The 20,806-nt window shown below is 51.0% G+C and carries 16 protein-coding genes, 14 tRNA genes, 1 rRNA gene and 1 pseudogene; 24 read left to right on the top strand and 8 right to left on the bottom strand.

Annotation, left to right across the window (positions count from 1 at the left end):
• The 16 genes from ETR37_RS08245 to ETR37_RS08165 form a co-directional block, all read left to right on the top strand.
• Positions 1-148: ribosomal RNA gene (locus ETR37_RS08245) — 23S ribosomal RNA — on the top strand; the annotation flags it as partial.
• A 237-nt stretch (positions 149-385) separates the two neighbouring features.
• Positions 386-460: transfer RNA gene (locus ETR37_RS08240), tRNA-Asn, on the top strand.
• Positions 461-464: 4 nt separating this feature from the next.
• Positions 465-555 (top strand) — tRNA-Ser (locus ETR37_RS08235).
• 14 nt (positions 556-569) lie between these two features.
• Positions 570-641, top strand: a tRNA-Glu gene (locus ETR37_RS08230).
• A gap of 149 nt (positions 642-790) precedes the next feature.
• A tRNA-Met gene (locus ETR37_RS08220) sits at positions 791-867 on the top strand.
• Positions 868-872: 5 nt separating this feature from the next.
• A tRNA-Asp gene (locus tag ETR37_RS08215) sits at positions 873-948 on the top strand.
• A gap of 333 nt (positions 949-1,281) precedes the next feature.
• Positions 1,282-1,357: transfer RNA gene (locus ETR37_RS08210), tRNA-Phe, on the top strand.
• Positions 1,358-1,664: 307 nt separating this feature from the next.
• A tRNA-Thr gene (locus ETR37_RS08205) sits at positions 1,665-1,740 on the top strand.
• Between the two features lie 6 nt (positions 1,741-1,746).
• Positions 1,747-1,831, top strand: a tRNA-Tyr gene (locus ETR37_RS08200).
• 9 nt (positions 1,832-1,840) lie between these two features.
• Positions 1,841-1,914: transfer RNA gene (locus tag ETR37_RS08195), tRNA-Trp, on the top strand.
• A gap of 17 nt (positions 1,915-1,931) precedes the next feature.
• Positions 1,932-2,004: transfer RNA gene (locus ETR37_RS08190), tRNA-His, on the top strand.
• A gap of 15 nt (positions 2,005-2,019) precedes the next feature.
• A tRNA-Gln gene (locus ETR37_RS08185) sits at positions 2,020-2,094 on the top strand.
• A gap of 5 nt (positions 2,095-2,099) precedes the next feature.
• Positions 2,100-2,171 (top strand) — tRNA-Gly (locus tag ETR37_RS08180).
• 9 nt (positions 2,172-2,180) lie between these two features.
• A tRNA-Cys gene (locus tag ETR37_RS08175) sits at positions 2,181-2,254 on the top strand.
• A gap of 62 nt (positions 2,255-2,316) precedes the next feature.
• Positions 2,317-2,401, top strand: a tRNA-Leu gene (locus ETR37_RS08170).
• Positions 2,402-2,534: 133 nt separating this feature from the next.
• Positions 2,535-3,224 carry a tyrosine-type recombinase/integrase gene (locus tag ETR37_RS08165; protein ID WP_240673888.1) on the top strand — a complete coding sequence of 230 codons (690 nt, stop codon included), beginning with the start codon at positions 2,535-2,537 and terminating at the stop codon, positions 3,222-3,224.
• 56 nt (positions 3,225-3,280) lie between these two features.
• Here ETR37_RS08165 and ETR37_RS08160 read toward each other — a convergent pair.
• The 4 genes and pseudogenes from ETR37_RS08160 to ETR37_RS08140 form a co-directional block, all read right to left on the bottom strand.
• A pseudogene (locus ETR37_RS08160) lies at positions 3,281-3,508 on the bottom strand (IS701 family transposase); the annotation flags it as partial.
• A gap of 547 nt (positions 3,509-4,055) precedes the next feature.
• Complete coding sequence (gene istB, locus ETR37_RS08150) at positions 4,056-4,808, bottom strand: IS21-like element helper ATPase IstB (protein ID WP_013523916.1); 753 nt, start codon at positions 4,806-4,808, stop codon at positions 4,056-4,058.
• The gene (istA, locus tag ETR37_RS08145) at positions 4,805-6,310 is read right to left on the bottom strand and encodes an IS21 family transposase (RefSeq protein ID WP_015374301.1); all 1,506 of its coding nucleotides are present in this window, start codon (positions 6,308-6,310) and stop codon (positions 4,805-4,807) included. Before istA ends, istB begins: the two co-directional genes overlap by 4 nt.
• A gap of 134 nt (positions 6,311-6,444) precedes the next feature.
• Positions 6,445-6,759, bottom strand: coding sequence for a hypothetical protein (locus tag ETR37_RS08140; protein ID WP_164977991.1), 315 nt, complete (start codon positions 6,757-6,759; stop codon positions 6,445-6,447).
• On the opposite strand from ETR37_RS08140, the gene ETR37_RS08135 reads away from it, so the two are divergent.
• Complete coding sequence (locus ETR37_RS08135) at positions 6,709-7,836, top strand: Ig-like domain-containing protein (protein ID WP_020754097.1); 1,128 nt, start codon at positions 6,709-6,711, stop codon at positions 7,834-7,836. The genes ETR37_RS08140 and ETR37_RS08135 overlap by 51 nt on opposite strands.
• 135 nt (positions 7,837-7,971) lie before the next feature.
• On the opposite strand, the gene ETR37_RS08130 is transcribed toward ETR37_RS08135, so the two are convergent.
• The gene (locus ETR37_RS08130) at positions 7,972-8,874 is read right to left on the bottom strand and encodes a class I SAM-dependent methyltransferase (RefSeq protein WP_020754096.1); all 903 of its coding nucleotides are present in this window, start codon (positions 8,872-8,874) and stop codon (positions 7,972-7,974) included.
• The gene (locus ETR37_RS08125; RefSeq protein WP_025950178.1) at positions 8,871-9,497 is read right to left on the bottom strand and encodes a TetR/AcrR family transcriptional regulator; all 627 of its coding nucleotides are present in this window, start codon (positions 9,495-9,497) and stop codon (positions 8,871-8,873) included. The genes ETR37_RS08130 and ETR37_RS08125 overlap by 4 nt, the downstream gene beginning before the upstream one ends.
• Before the next feature lie 322 nt (positions 9,498-9,819).
• Between ETR37_RS08125 and ETR37_RS08120 the strand changes: the two genes are divergently transcribed.
• Positions 9,820-10,374, top strand: coding sequence for a GNAT family N-acetyltransferase (locus ETR37_RS08120; RefSeq protein ID WP_033004849.1), 555 nt, complete (start codon positions 9,820-9,822; stop codon positions 10,372-10,374).
• 9 nt (positions 10,375-10,383) lie between these two features.
• On the top strand, positions 10,384-10,671 hold the full coding sequence (locus tag ETR37_RS08115; RefSeq protein ID WP_013144383.1) for a hypothetical protein: 288 nt from the start codon (positions 10,384-10,386) through the stop codon (positions 10,669-10,671).
• Between the two features lie 204 nt (positions 10,672-10,875).
• Here the strand turns inward: ETR37_RS08115 and ETR37_RS08110 are convergent, their stop codons facing one another.
• Both ETR37_RS08110 and ETR37_RS08105 read right to left on the bottom strand, forming a co-directional pair.
• A complete protein-coding gene (locus tag ETR37_RS08110; protein WP_033004846.1) occupies positions 10,876-11,502 on the bottom strand; it encodes a LysE family translocator in 627 nt (208 codons plus the stop codon).
• Between the two features lie 130 nt (positions 11,503-11,632).
• Positions 11,633-12,583 (bottom strand): cation diffusion facilitator family transporter, encoded by a 951-nt coding sequence (locus tag ETR37_RS08105; protein ID WP_129447139.1) that lies wholly within the window; start codon positions 12,581-12,583, stop codon positions 11,633-11,635.
• Between the two features lie 206 nt (positions 12,584-12,789).
• Here ETR37_RS08105 and glgB point away from each other — a divergent pair, with 206 nt between their 5' ends.
• The 5 genes from glgB to ETR37_RS08080 are packed head-to-tail and all read left to right on the top strand — an operon-like array spanning position 12,790 to position 20,739.
• Complete coding sequence (glgB, locus tag ETR37_RS08100) at positions 12,790-14,802, top strand: 1,4-alpha-glucan branching enzyme (protein WP_240673889.1); 2,013 nt, start codon at positions 12,790-12,792, stop codon at positions 14,800-14,802.
• On the top strand, positions 14,684-15,853 hold the full coding sequence (locus ETR37_RS08095; protein WP_129447137.1) for a glucose-1-phosphate adenylyltransferase: 1,170 nt from the start codon (positions 14,684-14,686) through the stop codon (positions 15,851-15,853). The genes glgB and ETR37_RS08095 overlap by 119 nt, the downstream gene beginning before the upstream one ends.
• Complete coding sequence (locus ETR37_RS08090; protein WP_129447136.1) at positions 15,850-16,884, top strand: GlgC family sugar phosphate nucleotidyltransferase; 1,035 nt, start codon at positions 15,850-15,852, stop codon at positions 16,882-16,884. The genes ETR37_RS08095 and ETR37_RS08090 overlap by 4 nt, the downstream gene beginning before the upstream one ends.
• On the top strand, positions 16,881-18,338 hold the full coding sequence (gene glgA / locus ETR37_RS08085; RefSeq protein WP_081133234.1) for a glycogen synthase GlgA: 1,458 nt from the start codon (positions 16,881-16,883) through the stop codon (positions 18,336-18,338). The genes ETR37_RS08090 and glgA overlap by 4 nt, the downstream gene beginning before the upstream one ends.
• A complete protein-coding gene (locus ETR37_RS08080) occupies positions 18,325-20,739 on the top strand; it encodes a glycogen/starch/alpha-glucan phosphorylase (RefSeq protein ID WP_081133233.1) in 2,415 nt (804 codons plus the stop codon). The genes glgA and ETR37_RS08080 overlap by 14 nt, the downstream gene beginning before the upstream one ends.
• Positions 20,740-20,806: the final 67 nt, after the last annotated feature.

Genomic DNA, 20,806 nt, shown 5'->3' with positions numbered 1-20,806 from the left:
ATCTAAGCGTGAAGCCCCCCTCAAGATGAGATTTCCCACCGCGCAAAGCGGGTAAGATCCCTCGAAGATGACGAGGTCGATAGGTCCGAGGTGGAAGCGTGGTGACACGTGGAGCTGACGGATACTAATCGATCGAGGGCTTAACCTATAAGCGGCTTCTTCCGACGGTTATCTAGTTTTGAGGGAATGAAAAAACTCTTGACAGCTCAGCGCGAATCATTATAATAGTAAATGTCTAAAGAGATGTCATTTCGCAGCAGCTCAGTGACGAGCATTTGCATCATCGGATGAACTGCGAGTTGCCTTGACACGTCCAGCTTCTTTGAATCGGCTGGCAGAGGAAGAGGCAGGGCATCTTATTGGGAGAATTGACCTTCGTTATGATTCCGCAGTAGCTCAGTGGTAGAGCAATCGGCTGTTAACCGATTGGTCGCAGGTTCGAATCCTGCCTGCGGAGCCATCGTGGAGAGCTGTCCGAGTGGTCGAAGGAGCACGATTGGAAATCGTGTAGGCGTGAATAGCGCCTCAAGGGTTCGAATCCCTTGCTCTCCGCCATGATCCATCAGCATGGCCCGTTGGTCAAGTGGTTAAGACACCGCCCTTTCACGGCGGTAACACGGGTTCGAATCCCGTACGGGTCACTTCTTTGTGGAGGATTAGCTCAGCTGGGAGAGCACTTGCCTTACAAGCAANNTCGACGCATCTGGCATCTTTGAATCAGCTTGTAGAGGAAGAGGCAACGAACAACAACACTAAAAGTATTGTGAAAATCAACTTACTTTCTTATCGCCGCGGGGTGGAGCAGTCCGGTAGCTCGTCGGGCTCATAACCCGAAGGTCGCAGGTTCAAATCCTGCCCCCGCAACCAAAAATGGTCCCGTAGTGTAGTGGTTAACATGCCTGCCTGTCACGCAGGAGATCGCGGGTTCGAGTCCCGTCGGGACCGCCATCTTTCCAAAAATGCATGATGCAACGAATCATGTGATCGGTGAAATACGGCTCGGCAGCTCAGTCGGTAGAGACGAGCATCCGCTTCATCGAATTCGCATCGAGTTGCCTCGACGCATCCAGCATCTTGGAATCCGCTGGCAGAGGAAGAGGCACAATGCAGCACAAGTAAAGCAGCGTAAAACTTGATACGGCTCGGTAGCTCAGTCGGTAGAGACGAGCATCCGCATCGTCGAATCTGCTGCGAGTTGTCCCGACGCACCCAGCTTCTTCGAATTGGCTGGCAGAGGAAGGGACACAAAAGTCATCAACGAACAAGGGAAAAATAAGATACGGCTCGGTAGCTCAGTCGGTAGAGCAAAGGACTGAAAATCCTTGTGTCGGCGGTTCGATTCCGTCCCGAGCCACCATATAATTGATAGCAAGCTGACTTAGCTCTATTGGCAGAGACGAGCATCCGCTTCATCGAATCGATTGCGAGTTGTCCCGACGCACCCAGCTTCTTCGAATTGGCTGGTAGAGGAAGGGACACAACAAATGAACAATGAGCCACGATTTATATCATAATTATGCCGACTTAGCTCAATTGGTAGAGACGAGCACTTGCTTCGTCGAGTCGGCTTCGAGTTGCCTCGACGCATCCTGCTTCCTCGAATCAGCTTGTAGAGGAAGAGGCACAGAGCACAACAATGAGCCACCTTCTTGCATTTGTTTTATGCCGACTTAGCTCAATTGGTAGAGCAACTGAATCGTAATCAGTAGGTTGCGGGTTCAAGTCCTGCAGTCGGCACCATTCCTTGGAGGGGTAGCGAAGTGGCTAAACGCGGCGGACTGTAAATCCGCTCCCTTTGGGTTCGGCGGTTCGAATCCGTCCCCCTCCACCATTTTAACAAAGGGGCATAGTTTAATGGTAGAACAGAGGTCTCCAAAACCTCCGGTGTGGGTTCGATTCCTACTGCCCCTGCCATTCCTATCATGATTATGGCGACTATGGCGAAGTGGTTAACGCACCAGATTGTGGCTCTGGCATGCGTGGGTTCGATTCCCACTAGTCGCCCTTCACTTACAACGTTGGGGTATAGCCAAGCGGTAAGGCAACGGACTTTGACTCCGTGATGCGTTGGTTCGAATCCAGCTACCCCAGCCACGGATGCGGAAGTAGTTCAGTGGTAGAACACCACCTTGCCAAGGTGGGGGTCGCGGGTTCGAGTCCCGTCTTCCGCTCTCGATCAAGGCGGCATAGCCAAGTGGTAAGGCAGAGGTCTGCAAAACCTTTACCCCCGGTTCGAATCCGGGTGCCGCCTCCATATCTAATGAATAAAAAAGTGTTGACAGTTGAAAGATGATTTGGTAAATTATTAATTGTCGCGCCGATGTGGCGGAATTGGCAGACGCGCACGACTCAAAATCGTGTGGGGTAGCCCCCCGTGTGGGTTCGACTCCCACCATCGGCATCGAAAATAGGAGAAAGGCTTTAGGGACAAGGGGTTTCACGTAAGTGAAATCCCTTGTTTTTTATTTACCGAATACGATTCGAGAAAAGAAAATCGTGTGCGTACAATCGTGTTCGGTGAGGTGAAATGGAAAGTGAAAAGAATAGAAAATGAGAGAAAATTGCAGAGAAAGAGCAAGAGAGGAAGAAGAGGAGAGCTAAGTCGTGAGGAGTTATTGCTAATATCTGATGACATAGGAGAAATTGAATACACATTTGAGGAATTGTTAGAGATATTTATTGAGGATTGCGAACTAAGAAATTTGCGGGAACATACGATTAAATATTACCGCAGTGAGTTAAATGCGTTTATAAAACTGCTGAAAGAGCAAGAAATCGAGTTGCGTGTAAGTGAATGGACAGGAGAAACCATTAAGCGAAATGTCATTATGTACATGAAAGAAAAAGGTCTTAAGACAGTCAGTATCAATTCCCGTTTGAGGGCTTTAAGGGCGTTTTTTAACTTTTTGGAAGGACGGAATCTCATAAAAAGCAATCCGATGAAAGACATCAAATTGTTGAAGGATAGAAAAAGGATTGTAGAAACATTTGATAATCAGCAGATAAAGTCGTTATTTAAAGCATGCGACCTTCGTACGTTTGTAGGTTTAAGGGATTATACGATTATGATGTTGCTGTTGGAAACGGGAGTTCGAGTAAATGAATTGGTGGGCATAAAAACAACGGATATCATTTGGGAACAAAAAGTCATCCGCGTTCGAAACACAAAAGGTGGCTTCGAACGTTTTGTTCCTATTCAAGATAAAATGATTAATCAGCTGTAGATGAGCATTTTTCATTACAATAATTTCCATGCTTTAAGAGACAAACAGGGTCCCCCTTAGGCGACATGGAGCTGTTTTTTGATCACATCAATGGGAATCTCTTGCTTCGCGGCGTTATAAATGAACTCGACGACGCTGTGGCCTTTCCGTGATCGAAGAAGCTCCAGTCCAGCGGAAAGGTTTTGTTGGGATTCGGCGATGCTGTACACGCAGGCCAAGAGCACCACCGCCCAATACCGTTTCACCGCCCGAATGTGGCGAACGCGGTATCCATCCAGCTTCATCAGAAAAGGCTTTTTTATCCTCTTCAAGATCCTTCTTTCCTTTGTTCTGGAAATAATCCACCACATGCTGGTCTGTGGCAAGATAGTTACCGATAAGCCCATCTTGTCTTTTCACTCTCTTCAGTACTCCTTGTGCCTCTAATGACCTGCATGCCTGATTGACAGGTTGCTGTGGCTTTTTTTCTCCCAATATTCGATTGGTAATTTCTCTATCGGTCAAACCGCTATGTTCCTGTAGAAGTTGAATAATCCTTTCCTTTAATGTTTTCACTACTCATCCCCCACATATATTAGCTTCTCATTGAATTTTACAATTTTCTGGTTAACGTAAACAATAGCATCATGAATTCACTCTTTACATGGTACGACATTATAGCATTTAGTAGTGTTTTGTTCGACAAAAAAGTACGAATTTGTCTTATAAATTCGCACTTATGTGTATATGATAAAGTGATTTCACTATAAAACTATAAAGGAGGTGTTTTTTGCAAGCAAAAAGTGCAGAGAATTGCAAGAAAAAATACATAGGCTTGCCGGCTCAATGAATTTACCTTTCAACCGAGTGAGAAGGGAGCGACTGAACGGCAGAAAGCGCGTGCCGCAAGCGGTAGCTCTCTCCCGTAAACGCGAGAATGTGGGCGTGATGGACCAAACGATCCACCAGCGCTGCCGTCAGGCGGTTGTCCCCAAACACTCGATTCCACTGTCCAAACTCTAAATTCGATGTCACGATGACACTTTTTCGTTCATAACAATCGGCAATGATGTGAAACAGCAGTTCCGATCCCTGCTTTTGAAAAGGTACATAGCCGAGTTCGTCCAAAATCAACAACTCGCATGTGTCGATTTGCCGTTTGAGCCGTCCGAGGATGCCGTCTTTTAACGCCTCTTCGAGCTGGGCGACAAGATCGGCGACACGGAAAAACCGAACTTCATGGCCCCGTTCACACGCTTTTAATCCTAATGCGGTGGCGAGATGGGTTTTTCCTGTTCCCGGCGAACCTAAAAGCAGGACGTTCTGTTTTTGCTCCAAAAAGCGAAGGTCGCAAAGTTCTTCCTTCGAGGTCGTGGTCGGCCAATGAATCTGATCCGACCATTCGTAATCTTTGAGCCATTTCAACTCCCGGAACTTCGCCTTCTTGATCAATCGAGCCTGTTTTGCTTTCTGACGGAACGACAGCTCCAACGCCAACACATCACGTAAAAACTGTTCCTTGGTCTCGTAGGCCACCTCCTCGAATCGATCCGCGATGTACGCCAAATGCAGGGCTTTACAAATCTCTTTTAAATCCATCTTCATGCCCGGCTTCCCCCTTCCCTTGACGGACAAAGACGTTGATCATACACATGTAAATCGGTTTCATAGTCGACTAAAACGGAAGGGGTATAGGCTTCTTCCCATTTCGCGGGATACTCCGAACGCTTCGCCTCCATCAACACCCCGATCTCATGGGGCGCCAAATCCCACCGTTGATACTTGTCAAGCCACTGGGCGATCTCATAGACGGTGTACCGGTCCAGCAGCTTCTGCACCCCTCGAATGCGTGATGCCGTCTGTTTCGGTTGTTCCATGAAGTATTTCCTAATGGCCTCCGGCAAGTAAACTCGAAACCGCGAATACTCCACCACCCGGGGCTTTTGCGCCCATTCCGCCAAAATGTCCTTCCAAGGGAGCTCCCGTTGCTTTTTCGTGTACGGCCTTGGCGCTTCCAGGTACACCTCCCCTTCCTGGGACAAAACCATGAAACGATCCCATTCCTTTTTGACAAGGACACGGTTGGGAACCGGGATCCCATGAACCACAAACGCCTCCCCATCCACCGTTACTTCCCCGTATTTATTGACATTAGCGTGGTGGAAGGAGAAGATCGGGAGATCTCTCTCCGGCAGGACAAGCAACTCCTTTTGTTCTTCCTGCCATAATTCCTCAATGGTTCTCCCTTTTTCATAGTGGGGGCGGGCTCGATCTTCGATCATCTTGCGATGCAGCCACTCCGCCAGTTCTTCATCCCCCTCGATCAACGGAGCAGGGACAAAGCAGTGTTGACGAGTATAGTAAACTTTCCGTTCGACATTCCCTTTTTCGTGTCCGCTATACGGATTGCACGCCTGTACGTCAAACCGGTAATGAAGCCGGAATCGCTCAAATGCTTCAGTATATTGACGTTCGCCTCCTTTTCGGATCGAAACCACCGCCGCCGCCAAATTGTCGATGCGCAGTTTTCTCGGGACGCCTCCGGCTTGGCGAAACAGCTGAGTGAGCCCGTAAAGAAAACATTCGCTGTTTTCCGCCGGCAATGGATACGCATACGCGGCGTTGCTGTACGGAAAGCTCAAAATCAGAATTGATCGGTCTTCCTCTTTTCCCTCCTTCGTCACAACGGACATGGTGCCGAAATCCACCTGCGCTTCCCCCGGAGGGTGTTCCAGCCTCTCGTAACGCTGTTCCTTCTCCAGCTTAAGCTGAGGTCTTCGTTTTTGAACGTAGGCGCAAACCGTTCGATAAGACCCTTTAAAGTCATGTTCCTGCTTTAATTGTTCGTACATCTTCTTGCTTGTCCGCCGTTGTTTTCTTGGCAGTTTGGCGTCCTCCTCCAGCCAGTCATCAATGATTTGACCGTATCCTTCTTCCTCCATCATTCCCCGTTTTCTCTTTATTTTTTGTCTGACCGAAATGTCTCCATCCGCATATTTCTTGACTGTTCTCCAGTTAAATCCCGTCCTACGGACAATTTCGGAAAGCGATAACCCTTTCTTTTCACGCAAATGTTTGATATGATGAATTTCAGGCATTGCTAGCATCCTTTCATTACCTCCACTGTTTTGTTCTTCACAACCTTAAACAGTAGAGGATATTTTAGGAGCTGGCAAGCCTTTTTTTTATGCCATGAAGCTCTGCACTTTTTTGTTGCAGAACTCTGTACTTTCATTTTGCACTAAACAGGAGGATCGATGTAAATCATTTTTATTCTACCTGAATAACTTTTTTGCAATAAACGTAAAACCTCTAAATTATCCCCTTCGATTAATATATGCTTTGCGTTCTCTTCGTTTATCCCTTCTCCTTCCATAAATTTAAGAGTTCCTTGTGGCGGTAAAAAAGCAAGACGACGGGCTTCTTTTTTACCCACCCATTGAAGCCCGTAAAATTCCTCAGTGTTACTTTCAATTAATTCTTCGTCAATACCGTTGATTTCTTCTTGCATAAAGGATGGATCAATGCCAAGCAGCAGAACGCTTATGCTGTCCAAGGAACAGCAGAACCCCATAGCGCTGTGCAAGTTTTGTTGAGCGATGGAAAGCAGCGCATCACCAAAACGGTGCGTGCAGACGGCAAAGGGAGATTCCGGGCGGTGATCGATGCAAGAAGATTGGCGGAAGGAGAGATTACGGTCTCCGCGGTTAGTGTGGATTCGGCAGGAAACCAAAGCGGCCAATCGAAGAAAGTGCTTCGGAAAGATGTGAGCATAGAGGCCCCTGAGCTGTTGAATGAAGGATATATCAACGCTTTCAACTATGAAGCTTATCCAGTAACGGGGACAGGAACGCCTGGAGAGAAAGTGGTGGTGGAGGCTGCTGATGGAAAAAAATCCGTCTCAGCGAGCGGGCTTGTGGATGAAGATGGGAATTATGAAGTGGAGATCAATACTTCTTCTCTGAAGGACGGGAAGATCACGATCCGTGTGAAAACGATCGATCAAGCGGGGAATGAAAGCCGGATGGCAAGTGTCGTCCTCATCAAATCGTTGTCTTCTCCGGCCAAGCCGTCTATTGACAATAAAGGATATGTGAACGCCAGTGCAGATGCAACTGCTTATGAGGTGACGGGCAAGGGAGAGCCAGGAGCGGAAGTGGAGGTCACTTTGTCCGATGGAACGAATGAAATCAGCACAGTCGGTACGGTGGAAGAAAACGGGAGATACCATGTAGAAGCGGATATTTCCCCGTTAAGCGATGGACTGATTACCATTACAGCCGTTCAAACGAGCGTTACAGGCAATGTAAGCCCAGAGGCAACCGCGACGGTTTGGAAGGATACAGCTGTTGCCACTCCATCATTGAACGCCCTGCCAGCTGTTACGAGTCAAAATCAAGCGGCATACACGATCGCAGGAATGGCAGAAAGCAACGCATTGGTGCAAATCATCATTACGGATGGACAAAAATCTCTCGTGGAACGGACGTCGGCGGACTCGAATGGGAATTTTTCGAAGACGATCGATCTGTCTGCATTCAACAATGGCCAGCTGATGATCATTGTGACACAAGAAGACAAAGCGCAAAACCATAGTGAAGCGACCACAGCGACGGTGACGAAAGGGCAATAAGAAGGAACCTGTCGGCCGAGCCTTTCTTTGAAGCGGGATGCTTCAAAGAGGACTCGGTCGATTTTTTGGTGAATAGACATGTTTCAATATCACATAATCATGGAAAATCACAAAATTCAGAGGCCTTCCTGGATGTTATTTGCGCACCGCATGGACATAATGGACATGTTCAAACGCTGTCAGATCGTCGTTTCGGTTCGAGAAAAATTCCGCTTGGATTTGTTCCGGCGATACGTGTTCGAAAATGAGGAGACGGTGATGCTGCAGCTGTTTCTCAAGTTCCTCGATCGAATACGCCGCTTTCATCGGTTCACCGCTTTGCCGGGCGAGGGCGAGCGTGTTTTGCACCCGCTTGACGGTGGAGGTGAACAGCTGCTCATCGGCAACATCAAACACGATAGAACTGCCCTCTGTCATCAATGGAGCGAGTTGGTGCAAAAGACGATAGAAGTGCTCTTTTTCTAGATAATATGAGACGCCAAGCAGGCTGAACACCGTTTTTTCGTTTGGGCGAAAGCCGGCTGCGAGCAATCGGGAAGCCACGTCATCCTTGGTAAAATCAGCGGCGACCAGTTGCAAGCAGTTTGGCATCTTCCCGTTGGCCATGTGGATGCGTTCGCGCTTGAATTGCTGTGTGTTGGGATGGTCGACTTCGAATATCGTCAGGCCGCTGTTTGGATGACGGAAGGCGAACGTATCCATCCCTGCTCCTAACATGACATACTGCGTCGCGCCAAGCCGCTTTTCGTGTTGGACGATCCGTTCGGTATAGGCGGCGCGGGCGATTGGAGTCGGAGCGAGCTGCGTTTGGACGATCCATTTCACTTTCTCTTCGTCCGATGAGAACGCATCAAGCCGCTCGGGGGCAAAAAATCCTAAGCCGTTGGCGAGAAAGGTTTGGATTTGTTTGTATTCTTCGTCTGTGATCAGCTGTCTGGCCATATCGTCACGAAATATGACAGGCGTATCGTGTTCCGTATGATAAGCGCGGACGAAACAGGACATCAATGCGGTCATGCTCGGTTCGTTTGGTTTCATGGCAATGGCTCCTTTGCGAGGCTATGGAGAATCATCTTCTGGCCGTAGGCGACAAATTGTTCTTTCGTCTTGCCGAGCGTCGGCAGCAAAAACGCTCCTTTTGTTTCGATAAGGTCAAACAACGCGTGTAGCTGTGCGGAGAACACGTACACGGTCATCATGACGTCTGCGGTTTCACGGACAACGCCTTCTGCGATGCCTTGCTCGATCCAGCGGGAGAGGGCGTCATTGATGTCCGTTCCTAAAGAGAAAATAGCTTCCATGGTGGGTGTCACTGCGTCCAACGATGGCGGGCGAAACTCGCGGACGGCGCGCGCCGAAACGGGACAATGTTCGTAGTAAGCGCGCATTGCTTTACAAATGTGTTCGTACTTGGCCAAAAACGGCTGCTCGGCTTGCACGATGTCGGTTAGACGATCACGCAACTGTTTGAGACCATTCGCGACAATGTAGTACAAAATCTCCTCCTTCGTGTCAAAGTAGCGGTACACCGTACGGCGGCTGTATCCCGACGCTGCGCAAATGTCGCTGATTGACGTGCCGTCAAACCCGCGTTCGAGAAACAACCGCTCAGCGGCTTGGGCAATCGTTTGTTTGTGTACAGCGGCGATATGTTCTTTCATAGCTGATACTCCTAGTATCAAAAGTATACTATTAGTATACTTTTGTTTTTCTGTTTGTCAAGTGGTTACTTTATTGACAAACGAGCCATCAAAACAATGGTGATGAAGGGGAGCTGGGGTGGTGTTCGTAGAGCATATCGAAAGTGGATGGTTCAACATTCATCAGGCGAATCACTAAAAATATATCGGGGCTTTTGGTGAATGGCCCAATGGTTGACGGTAATACGAACTATGAGACAGAAGAGGTTTTTCTTTTGCGTGCAGGATATTGCCCTCGTGCTTACGAATCTATACGGATGCACATCAAGCAAGGAGGATGGCTATGGGAAACATCCAGCCAAGGCGGTTGGTGACGGCAAGCGGCCAACCGATTGTTATACGGACGGCATGGCCCGAGGATGCCGAGCGGATCGTTGCGTTTGTCAAGGCCGTGACCGCGGAAGCGCTTTACTTGCTTACGACGGAAGCGGAAGTGACGGTCACAGAAGAGCAACAACGCCAATGGCTGCAAAAAATGGCGGACGATCCTGGAAAGTTGGCGCTGTTGGCCGAGCATGACGGAGAGATGATCGGGTTTTTAGATTTTCATAATGGAAATAAGCGGCGAACCAAGCACCAAGGGTCTTTCGGCATGAGCGTGAAAAACGGCTTTCGAGGCCAGGGGATCGGCACGGCGTTGCTTGCAGCGCTCCTTGATTGGGCAAAAGAAAATCCTTTGATTGAAAAAGTTTGCCTCGAAGTCGTCGCTGACAACACGAACGCGATTCGATTGTATCAAAAGTTTGGATTTGTGGAAGAAGGCGTGAAGAAAAAAGCTGCAAAAATCGATGACGGGACGTATTGGGATTTGATTTTGATGGCTCGCTTTGTCAAGTAGGTTCGGCGGATGAGTGCGGGGAGATCGCTCGATGAGCATTTCCTTCCTTTCTATTGCGCCGGTTTGCGCTTCGGTGCGGCGGTCGGCGTGACAAGGAGGGAGAACGTGAGAGACAAGGGAATGAGGTTGTTGCCGCTTGGCGTCAGGCTCATGAAGCCGCAGCGGGAACAATACAAACGGATGGCGGCCTGCGAGAGAAAGGCCGCCATGTTGGTTTTGGTTGAAATGCCCAATCTTTTGTCATTTGGTCCCGATGTGCTGTTGTTTCTGCCGTTGCTTCTCCTAGAAGGCTTGTGATTTAAGGGGAAATGTTGCTCCCCAACAGCGTTTCTCAAATTGAAAAACCTTGCAACACCATAACTTTATCCCTTTCGACTTCTCGCAAATCGAGCGAATCCGTTGTTTTTCACCGGTCTTCTAGGAGGCGCGGCGCTTTTTTTGAGTAAAAGAGGTGTTGGGGGCTGCTCGCAGAAAGGAGCGGCCGCTCCTGGCCGCGCACCGCTACGAACGCTCGCTGAAGGCGATTTGAATGCCGATTAGGGCGAAGATGGCGCCTTTGAGCCAATGGATTCGCTTCGTGATGGTGGTGTTGGCCAAGAGCCAATGGCGCAGTTTTTCCGCGCCGATGCTCACCAAGGTGAAGACGGCGAGCGCTTGAGCGAGAAAGACGGCGCCAAGAAGCAACATCTGTTGCGGCACGCGGCCCGCTGACGGATCAACGAACTGCGGCAGGAGCGCCAAAAAGAAGAGCGACACTTTCGGGTTGAGCACGTTCATGACAATGCCTTTTTTGTACAGCGAGGCGTATGCCATTGGCTTCTGCCGCCCAAAGGCGAGACTGCTGTCTTTTTCGCGGAACGCCTGCCATGCCAAGTACAGCAAATACGCGGCACCGGCGTACTTGACGATGGCAAACGCCAAGGCGGATTGGTAAATGACAGCCGAGACGCCAAGCGTGGCTGCGCTGATGTGGACAAGCAGGCCGGTGCACAGCCCGAGCGCGGTGGCGATGCCCGCCTGTTTGCCTTGGGACAGGCTTTGGGCGATGACGAACAAAATGTCTGGCCCTGGCGCTAACGTAAGCAAAACGGCGACGCCTAAAAACGCGAAGATCGTTCCGATTCCCATGAGGCATCCCTTCCTTCGGCATGATGACTCTATATGTTCGCCGCGGATCGTATTGATTCCTTTTTGTTTGAAAGGGAAAATGGACAAACGAAAAAGCCGCCCATGCCATTCAAAGCAGAGGCGGCATTTCCTATTCATGGGAAGCTTTTTTCTCCAAAAACGCCCGGCCATAGCGGCCATGGTCATGGAGCATGGCGTGCTCCACCTGGATGGTGGCGTGCTCGATTCCGTATTTTTCCTTCAACATTTCATTCACCGCCAAGATGACGCATAGCGGCTGGATGCGTTCGTTGACAAACACATGAACCGACAGCGAGTAATGGTCGGTTGAGATGGCCCATAAGTGCATGTCGTGCACGTCTTCGACCCCTTCGATCTTTCGAATATCGGCGCGGATTTGTTCGAGGTCGAACCCATCTGGCACGGCTTCCATTAAGATGAGATACGATTCGCGCATAATTTTCGCCCCGCCTGTGAAAATGATGGCGGCGATCACTAAGCTGATGATCGGGTCGAACACCGTCCAGCCGGTGAAGTAAATGAGCAGCGCGGAAACGATGACGCCGATCGAGCTAATCAAGTCGCCGATGAAATGCCAAAGGGCGCTCTGAACGTTCAAATTGTCTTCCTCTTTCGTGCTCCGGCTTAAGACGATGGTCAACGTCAAGTTGACGACGAGGCCGATCACTGCGATCCCGAGCATGAGGCGAAAGTGGATCGGTTCAGGATGGAGAAAACGCTGAATGCCTTCCCATAAAATCCACAGCGCAATGACGGCCAACGTCAGCCCGTTCAAAAACGATGTGATGATTTCAAACCGCAAAAAGCCGAACGTAAAGCGGCGGTTCGGCGGGCGCGTCGCCATGTAGAGGGCGACCATGCTTAAGCCAAGCGCCAATACATCGGATGCCATATGGGCCGAATCGGACAAGAGGGCGAGTGAGTTGGAAATCAGTCCGCCAATGATTTCGACGGCGGTGAAAAACATGGTCAACAAAAGCGTCACCCAGAGCGCTTTTTTCGATTCATTTTGCGTTTTGACGTGCGGGAGATGGTGAAAATCGTACAGTGTTGGAGCCATAATGCACCTCCGTTATTTATAATAATTATCAACTTATATATATTATAATATAAAAATCCGCCTGTGTGCAAATGAAATTTCGACAGCCAGAAACAGCGGTTGTTGGAATTTGTCTAAAAGTATAGACGAAGCATTCAAGGAATGAAGCCTTCTGTTGGCGAATAGGAATCAATGTTGTGTATGGCCATCATTTTGCTTCGGAAAGGATGCGATCCAGCTTGATTGCGGCGAATCCGACAGATTTAGAAGTGTATTTGTTTCATGAAGGCCGTTTGTATCAAAGTTATGAGTTGTTCGGCGCTCATGTCATCCGCGACGGCGGAGCGGTCGGCACTCGCTTTTGCGTGTGGGCGCCCCATGCGCGGGAAGTCCGTCTTGTCGGCAGTTTCAACGATTGGAATGGGGCGAATTCCCCCCTGACGAAGGTGAACGACGAAGGGGTATGGACGATCGTTGTTCCAGAAAACTTGGAAGGGCATCTCTATAAATATGAGATCATCACACCGGATGGCCGTGTTCTGTTGAAAGCCGACCCGTACGCCTTTTACTCCGAATTGCGCCCTCATACCGCCTCGATTGTCTACGATTTGAAAGGATACGAGTGGAATGATTCATCTTGGCAGCGGAAGAAACGGCGAAAGCGGATTTATGACCAACCGATGGTCATTTATGAACTTCATTTCGGTTCGTGGAAAAAGAAACCGGACGGCCGCTTTTATACGTACCGTGAGATGGCCGACGAACTCATTCCGTACGTGCTGGAGCGCGGATTTACGCACATTGAGCTGCTTCCGCTTGTCGAGCATCCGCTCGATCGTTCATGGGGATATCAAGGGACCGGCTATTATTCGGTGACAAGCCGCTATGGCACGCCGCACGATTTCATGTATTTCGTCGACCGCTGCCATCAAGCGGGGCTTGGCGTCATCATCGACTGGGTGCCGGGGCATTTTTGCAAGGACGCCCACGGGCTGTACATGTTTGACGGCGCACCGACGTATGAATACGCGAATGAAAAAGACCGAGAAAATTACGTCTGGGGGACGGCGAATTTTGACTTGGGCAAGCCGGAAGTGCGCAGTTTTCTGATCTCCAATGCGTTGTTTTGGCTGGAGTATTACCATGTGGACGGGTTTCGCGTCGATGCGGTCGCCAATATGCTTTATTGGCCGAACAATGACCGGCTCTATGAAAATCCGTATGCGGTCGAGTTTTTGCGCCAGTTGAATGAGGCGGTGTTTGCCTATGACCCGAACGTCTTGATGATCGCTGAAGATTCGACCGACTGGCCTCGGGTGACCGCGCCGACGTACGATGGCGGCCTTGGGTTTAACTACAAGTGGAACATGGGCTGGATGAACGACATGCTGAAGTATATGGAAACGCCGCCGCATGAGCGGAAATACGCCCATAACCAAGTCAGTTTTTCCCTCCTTTATGCGTATTCGGAAAATTTCATTTTGCCATTTTCCCATGATGAAGTTGTGCATGGCAAAAAATCGCTGCTCAATAAAATGCCTGGGTCGTACGAAGAGAAGTTCGCCCAGCTGCGCCTATTGTATGGCTACATGATGGCCCACCCTGGGAAAAAGCTGCTGTTTATGGGCAGTGAGTTTGCCCAGTTTGATGAATGGAAGTTTGAGGGAGAGCTCGACTGGGTGCTGTTCGATTTTGAATTGCACCGGAAAATGGACGAATATGTGAAGCAGCTGATCGCCTGCTATAAACGGTATAAGCCGTTTTACGAGCTTGATCATGATCCGAGGGGGTTTGAATGGATTGACGTTCATAATGCCGAGCAAAGCATTTTCTCGTTCGTCCGCCGGGGGAAAAAAGAAGGTGATGTGCTGGTCATTGTTTGTAATTTCACAAATCAGGCGTATGACGATTACAAAGTCGGCGTGCCGCTTTTGGCGCCGTACCGCGAAGTGCTGAACAGCGATGCAGCGGAGTTTGGCGGATCAGGGCATGTCAATTCGAAGCGGCTTTCCGCTTTCCATGAGCCGTTTCATGGAAAACCGTACCATGTGCGCATGACGATTCCGCCGTTTGGCATTTCCATTTTGCGGCCAGTGCAAAAACGAGGGGAGAGAAAGCAGAATGAAGAAGAAGTGCATCGCCATGTTATTGGCCGGCGGGCAAGGAAGCCGGCTTCGCTCGCTGACGAAAAACATCGCGAAACCAGCCGTGCCGTTTGGGGGGAAGTACCGGATCATTGATTTTACGTTGAGCAATTGCACGAACTCGGGCATTGACACAGTCGGGGTGTTGACCCAATATCAGCCGCTTCTTTTGCACTCGTACATCGGCATCGGAAGCGCATGGGATTTAGATCGAAGAAACGGGGGCGTCACCGTCCTTCCCCCTTACTCCGCCTCTTCCGGCGTCAAATGGTACGAAGGCACAGCGAACGCCATTTATCAAAATATGAATTATATTGAACAGTACGACCCGGACTACGTGCTCGTGCTGTCCGGCGACCACATTTACAAAATGGACTATCGGCAGATGCTCGACTACCATATCGCCAAACAGGCCGATGTGACGATTTCCGTTATTGAAGTGCCATGGGAAGAAGCGAGCCGGTTTGGCATTATGAATACGAATGACGAGATGCAAATTGTCGAGTTTGCCGAAAAACCGGCGGAGCCAAAGAGCAATTTGGCATCGATGGGCATTTACATTTTCAATTGGCCGTTATTGAGGGAGTATTTGCAAATCGACAACGCCGACCCGCATTCGTCGCACGACTTCGGCAAAGATGTGATTCCGCGGCTGCTTCGGGAGAACAAGCGGCTCGTGGCCTATCCGTTCAAAGGCTATTGGAAAGATGTCGGCACCATCAAAAGCTTGTGGGAAGCCAACATGGATTTGCTCGATGAACACAATGAACTTGACTTGTTTGACCGCTCGTGGCGCATTTATTCGGTCAACCCGAACCAGCCGCCGCAATACATCGCTCCCGAGGCGGAAGTGAGCGATTCTCTCATCAATGAGGGATGCGTCGTGGAAGGAACGGTGGGGCGCTCAGTGCTGTTTCAAGGCGCCCGCATCGGCAAGGGAGCGGTTGTGAAAGAATCCGTCATTATGCCAGGGGCAACAGTTGGTGAAGGAGCGTATGTCGAGCGAGCGATCGTCACTCCGGAGATCGTCATCCCGCCGCATTCGACTGTGAGCCCGGGCGATGCTGATGATGACGTCGTGCTCGTAACGACCGAGTGGATCAAGCAACGGAATAAGGACACCGCAAGGAAGGATGGAGCACAATGAACAACAACATGATGTTGGGCGTCATCGACGCGACCACGTATATGGAGGCAATGGCGCCGCTTGTCGAGAGGCGTTCCATCGCAGCGGTGCCGTTTGCCGGGCGGTATCGGCTCATTGATTTCGTGCTTTCAAGCATGGTCAACTCCGGCATTGAAAGCGTCGCGATTTTTCCGAAATACCAATATCGGTCGCTGATGGACCATTTAGGATCAGGGAAGAATTGGGATTTAAACCGAAAGCGGGACGGATTGTTTTTCTTCCCATCGCCGGACTTGTTGTTTTCCGGTGAGCGCCGGGTCGGGGCGTTTGCCCATTTTGAGCAGCATATCGACTATTTTTTGCGGAGCCGGCAAAAGTATGCGGTCATCGTCAATAGCTACACGGTGTGCAACATCGACTTTGACGCCGTCCTCGAGCGCCATATCGAACGCGGCTGCGATGTGACGCGAATTTGCCATCGCGGCGAGTCGCTGGAGATGTACGTGTTGGAGACGTCTCTTCTGCTTGATTTGATCGCCGGCTACAAAGACCACGGCTATCGGAGCATCGTCGATGTCATTCATGACGACCGCCATTCGCTGTCCATTTGCGACTATGAATACAGCGGGTATGCGGCCGTCATCGATTCGCTCGCCCGCTATTTTCAGGCAAGCATGGAGCTGCTTGACCGAAGCGCTTGGGAGCAGCTTTTTCTTCCATCGCGGCCGATTTATACGAAAGTGAAAGACGAGCCGCCGACGAAATACCGCCGGGAAGGGAATGTGAAGCGCTCGATGATCGCCAACGGCTGCGTCATTGAAGGAACGGTGGAAAACAGCGTCCTGTTTCGTTCCGTGAAAATCGGCAAAGGAGCCGTTGTGAAGAACAGCATCGTGATGCAAAAATGCCAAATCGGCGATGGTTGTGTGCTTGATGGCGTCATCGTCGACAAAGACGCGAAAATCGAACCGGGGGTCGTTTTGCAAGGGACGGCGGAGCGGCCGTTTGTCGTTCGCAAAGGAACGGTGCAAGGGGAGGTCGTGAATCGATGAACGTGCTGTTTGCCGTATCAGAATGCGCCCCGTTTGCCAAATCGGGAGGATTGGCCGACGTCGCCGGCGCGCTGCCGAAAGAGCTGCGCCGGCTTGGCGTCGATGTCCGCGTCATGTTGCCCAAGTATGAAACAATCGCTTCAAAGTGGAAAGAACGAATGGACAAAGTGGCGGAGTTCGTCGTGCCAGTCGGGTGGCGCCGCCAGTATTGCGGCGTTGAGGAGCTCGAGCATGACGGGGTCGTCTATTACTTGATCGACAACGAATACTATTTCAAACGGCCGCAGCTGTACGGCCATGATGACGACGGCGAGCGGTTCGCTTATTTTTGCCGGGCGGTGCTGGACGCGCTTCCGGCGATTTCGTTTCAGCCCGACATCATTCATTGCCATGACTGGCACACCGGCATGATTCCGTTTTTCTTGCGCGAGCAATACCGTCATGATCCGTTTTATGCGGATATCCGCACGATCTTTACGATTCACAACTTGCAGTTTCAAGGGCTGTTTCCGCGCGGGATTTTAGAGGATTTGTTGAATTTGGACGGACGGTATTTCACCGTCGACCATCTCGAGTTTTACGGAAGCGTCAGCTTTATGAAAGGGGCGCTTGTCGCCTCCGATTTGATTACGACGGTCAGCCCGACGTACAAAGAAGAGATTCAAACCGCCTATTACGGCGAGCGGCTTGACGGGCTGTTGCGGGCGCGGCGGGATGATTTGCTTGGTATTTTAAACGGCATTGACGACGAGTTTTACAACCCGGAAACCGATCCGTTTTTGGCGGCGAACTATAGCGTACATACGCGGGAAAGAAAAAAATTCAACAAGCGCGCCCTGCAGCGGCGGTTTGGTCTGCCAGAGCGGGATGATGCGCCCGTTGTCGCGATGGTGACGCGAATGACGGCGCAAAAAGGACTCGATTTAGTCACGTGCGTCTTCCATGATCTGATGCAGGAAGAGATGCAGCTTGTTGTGCTTGGAACGGGGGATTGGCGGTTTGAACAGTTTTTCTCGCAAATGGCGGCGGCCTATCCGGACAAAGTCGGGGTGTACATCGGCTTTCACGAACCGCTCGCCCATCAAATTTATGCGGGCGCGGACTTGTTTTTAATGCCGTCATTGTTTGAACCGTGCGGGCTGAGCCAAATGATCGCGCTTCGGTACGGGACGATTCCGATCGTTCGGGAAACGGGCGGGCTGAACGATACGGTGCAATCGTACAATGAATTCACAGGAGAAGGGAACGGGTTCAGCTTTACGAACTTTAACGCCCACGACATGTTGTACACGATCCGCCGGGCGCTGTCGTTCTACCGCCAGCCATCTGTCTGGGAGCGGCTCGTGGAGCGGGCGATGCGCGGCGATTACAGCTGGCGCCGGTCGGCGAGGGAGTATCGAAAAGCGTACGAACAGCTGAACAAAAAGGGGGAAGACGCGCTTGTTCGCGGATAAAGAAACGTTTCAACGGGCGTTTGTGACGCGGGTCGAGGCGTTGTGCGGCAAACCGTTTGCCGAATCGACGGCGCGCGATCATTATCATGTCCTTGGCCATATGGTACGCGAACATATCAGCCGCCATTGGATCACGACGAATGAACGCTACCGGGCGCAACGGTGGAAGCAAGTGTATTATTTGTCGATTGAGTTTTTGTTGGGTCGCCTGCTCGGCAACAATTTGTTAAACCTCGGCGTCCGCCCGATGGTCGAAGAGGGGCTTCGCGAGCTCGGCATCCGCCTTGAGGACATTGAGGAATGCGAAGCGGACGCCGGGCTTGGCAACGGCGGGCTGGGGCGGCTCGCCGCCTGTTTTCTTGACTCGCTCGCCACATTGAATTTGCCGGGCCACGGCCACGGCATTCGCTATAAACACGGGCTGTTTGACCAAAAAATCGTTGACGGCTATCAAGTCGAGCTGCCGGAGCAATGGCTGCGAAACGGGAACGTTTGGGAAATCCGGAAAGAAGAGCTGGCGGTCGAAGTTCGCTTCTGGGGAAGGGTCGAGGTGTCGGAACAAAACGGCCGCCTTGTGTTCCGCCATGTCGACAGCGAAAACGTGATGGCTGTGCCGTACGATATGCCGGTCATCGGCTTCGGGACGAACACGGTCAACACGCTCCGGCTTTGGAGCGCCGAGCCGGCGAAAACGTTCCCGCTTCATAAAGATGTGATGCAATACAAGCGGGAGACGGAAGCCATTTCGGAGTTTTTGTACCCGGACGATACGCACGATGAAGGCAAACTGCTCCGGTTAAAGCAGCAGTATTTTCTCGCCGCCGCCAGCCTCGGCAGCATCACTCGCGCTCATCGCCGCCAGCACGGGAGTTTGCGCCGGCTTCATGAGTATGTCGCCATTCATGTGAACGACACGCATCCGGCGCTCGCGATTCCGGAATTGATGCGCATTTTGCTCGATGAAGAAGGGATGGGCTGGGAAGAGGCGTGGCACATTACGACCCATACGATCGCGTATACGAACCATACGACGTTGTCGGAAGCGTTGGAGAAATGGCCGATTCGTCTGTTTCAGCCGCTGTTGCCGCGCATTTATATGATCGTCGAGGAAATCAACGAACGGTTTTGCCGCGAGCTGTGGGAACGCTACCCCGGCGATTGGGGGCGGATTGAACAAATGGCCATCGTCGCCCACGGGATGGTGAAAATGGCGCACTTGGCCGTCGTTGCGAGCCATAGCGTCAACGGCGTGGCGAAACTGCATACGGAGATTTTGAAACAGCGGGAGATGCGCTTGTTTTACGAATGGGCGCCGCACAAGTTCAACAACAAAACGAACGGGGTGACGCACCGGCGCTGGCTGTTGAAAGCCAACCCTGAGCTGTCGGCGTTGATTACGGAAACGATTGGTCCGCGCTGGATCCGCGAGCCGGAAGCATTGATTGAGCTGAAGTCTTATGCTTCCGATCCGGCGTTTCAGCAGGCGTTGGCTGCGGTCAAACAGCAGCGGAAGCTGAAGCTTGCCAAGCGCATTTCGGAAAAAACGGGCATTGTTGTCGACGAATCGTCGATATTTGATGTCCAAGTGAAACGGCTGCACGCTTATAAACGGCAGTTGTTAAACGTGTTGCACATTATGCATTTATACAATCGGCTGAAAGAAGACCCGCGTGTTTCGATCCACCCGCGCACGTTCATTTTCGGAGCGAAAGCGTCGCCAGGCTATTACTACGCCAAGCGGATCATTAAGCTCATCCATTCTGTTGCCGACAAGGTGAACAACGACAACCAGGTAAATGAACAGCTGAAAGTCATTTTTTTGGAAAATTACCGCGTATCGCTCGCGGAAGAAATCATTCCGGCCGCCGATGTGAGCGAACAAATCTCAACAGCCAGCAAAGAAGCGTCCGGGACGGGCAACATGAAGTTTATGATGAACGGCGCCGTTACGCTTGGCACGCTGGATGGAGCGAACGTCGAAATCGCGGAAACCGTCGGGGAGGAAAACATGTTTTTGTTCGGGCTGACGGCCGATGAAGTGCTCCGCTACTACGAACACGGAGGCTATCGGGCGCATGAGTATTACCATCATGACAAACGGATCAAGCAAGTTGTCGACCAGCTCATCAACGGCTTTTTCCCTGATGTCGGCGACTACTTTGAGCCGATTTACGACTCGCTGTTGGCGCAAAACGACGAATATTTTGTGCTGCGCGACTTTGCCGCCTACGCCGAGGCGCACGAGCGGGTTGAGGATGCTTACCGCGATCCGGCGCGCTGGTGGCGGATGAGCGCCGTCAACATCGCCCATTCCGGCCGTTTCGCCAGCGATCGGACCGTAGCGGAATACGCCGCCGAAATTTGGGGTCTTTTGCCGTCGGGGGAACGTTTCTCAACTTAGGAAAGGACGTTTTTGGGCTGCTTTTTCATCGTCTTTGGCGAGGAGACCCCCACTTCAACGACCAAAG

Source organism: Geobacillus sp. PK12, from assembly GCF_004123125.1.
In the GTDB taxonomy this organism is placed as follows: Bacteria; Bacillota; Bacilli; order Bacillales; family Anoxybacillaceae; genus Geobacillus; species Geobacillus zalihae.
The sequence above is the reverse complement of the archived record's forward strand: the minus strand, read 5'-3'. Positions and strand labels throughout refer to the sequence as shown.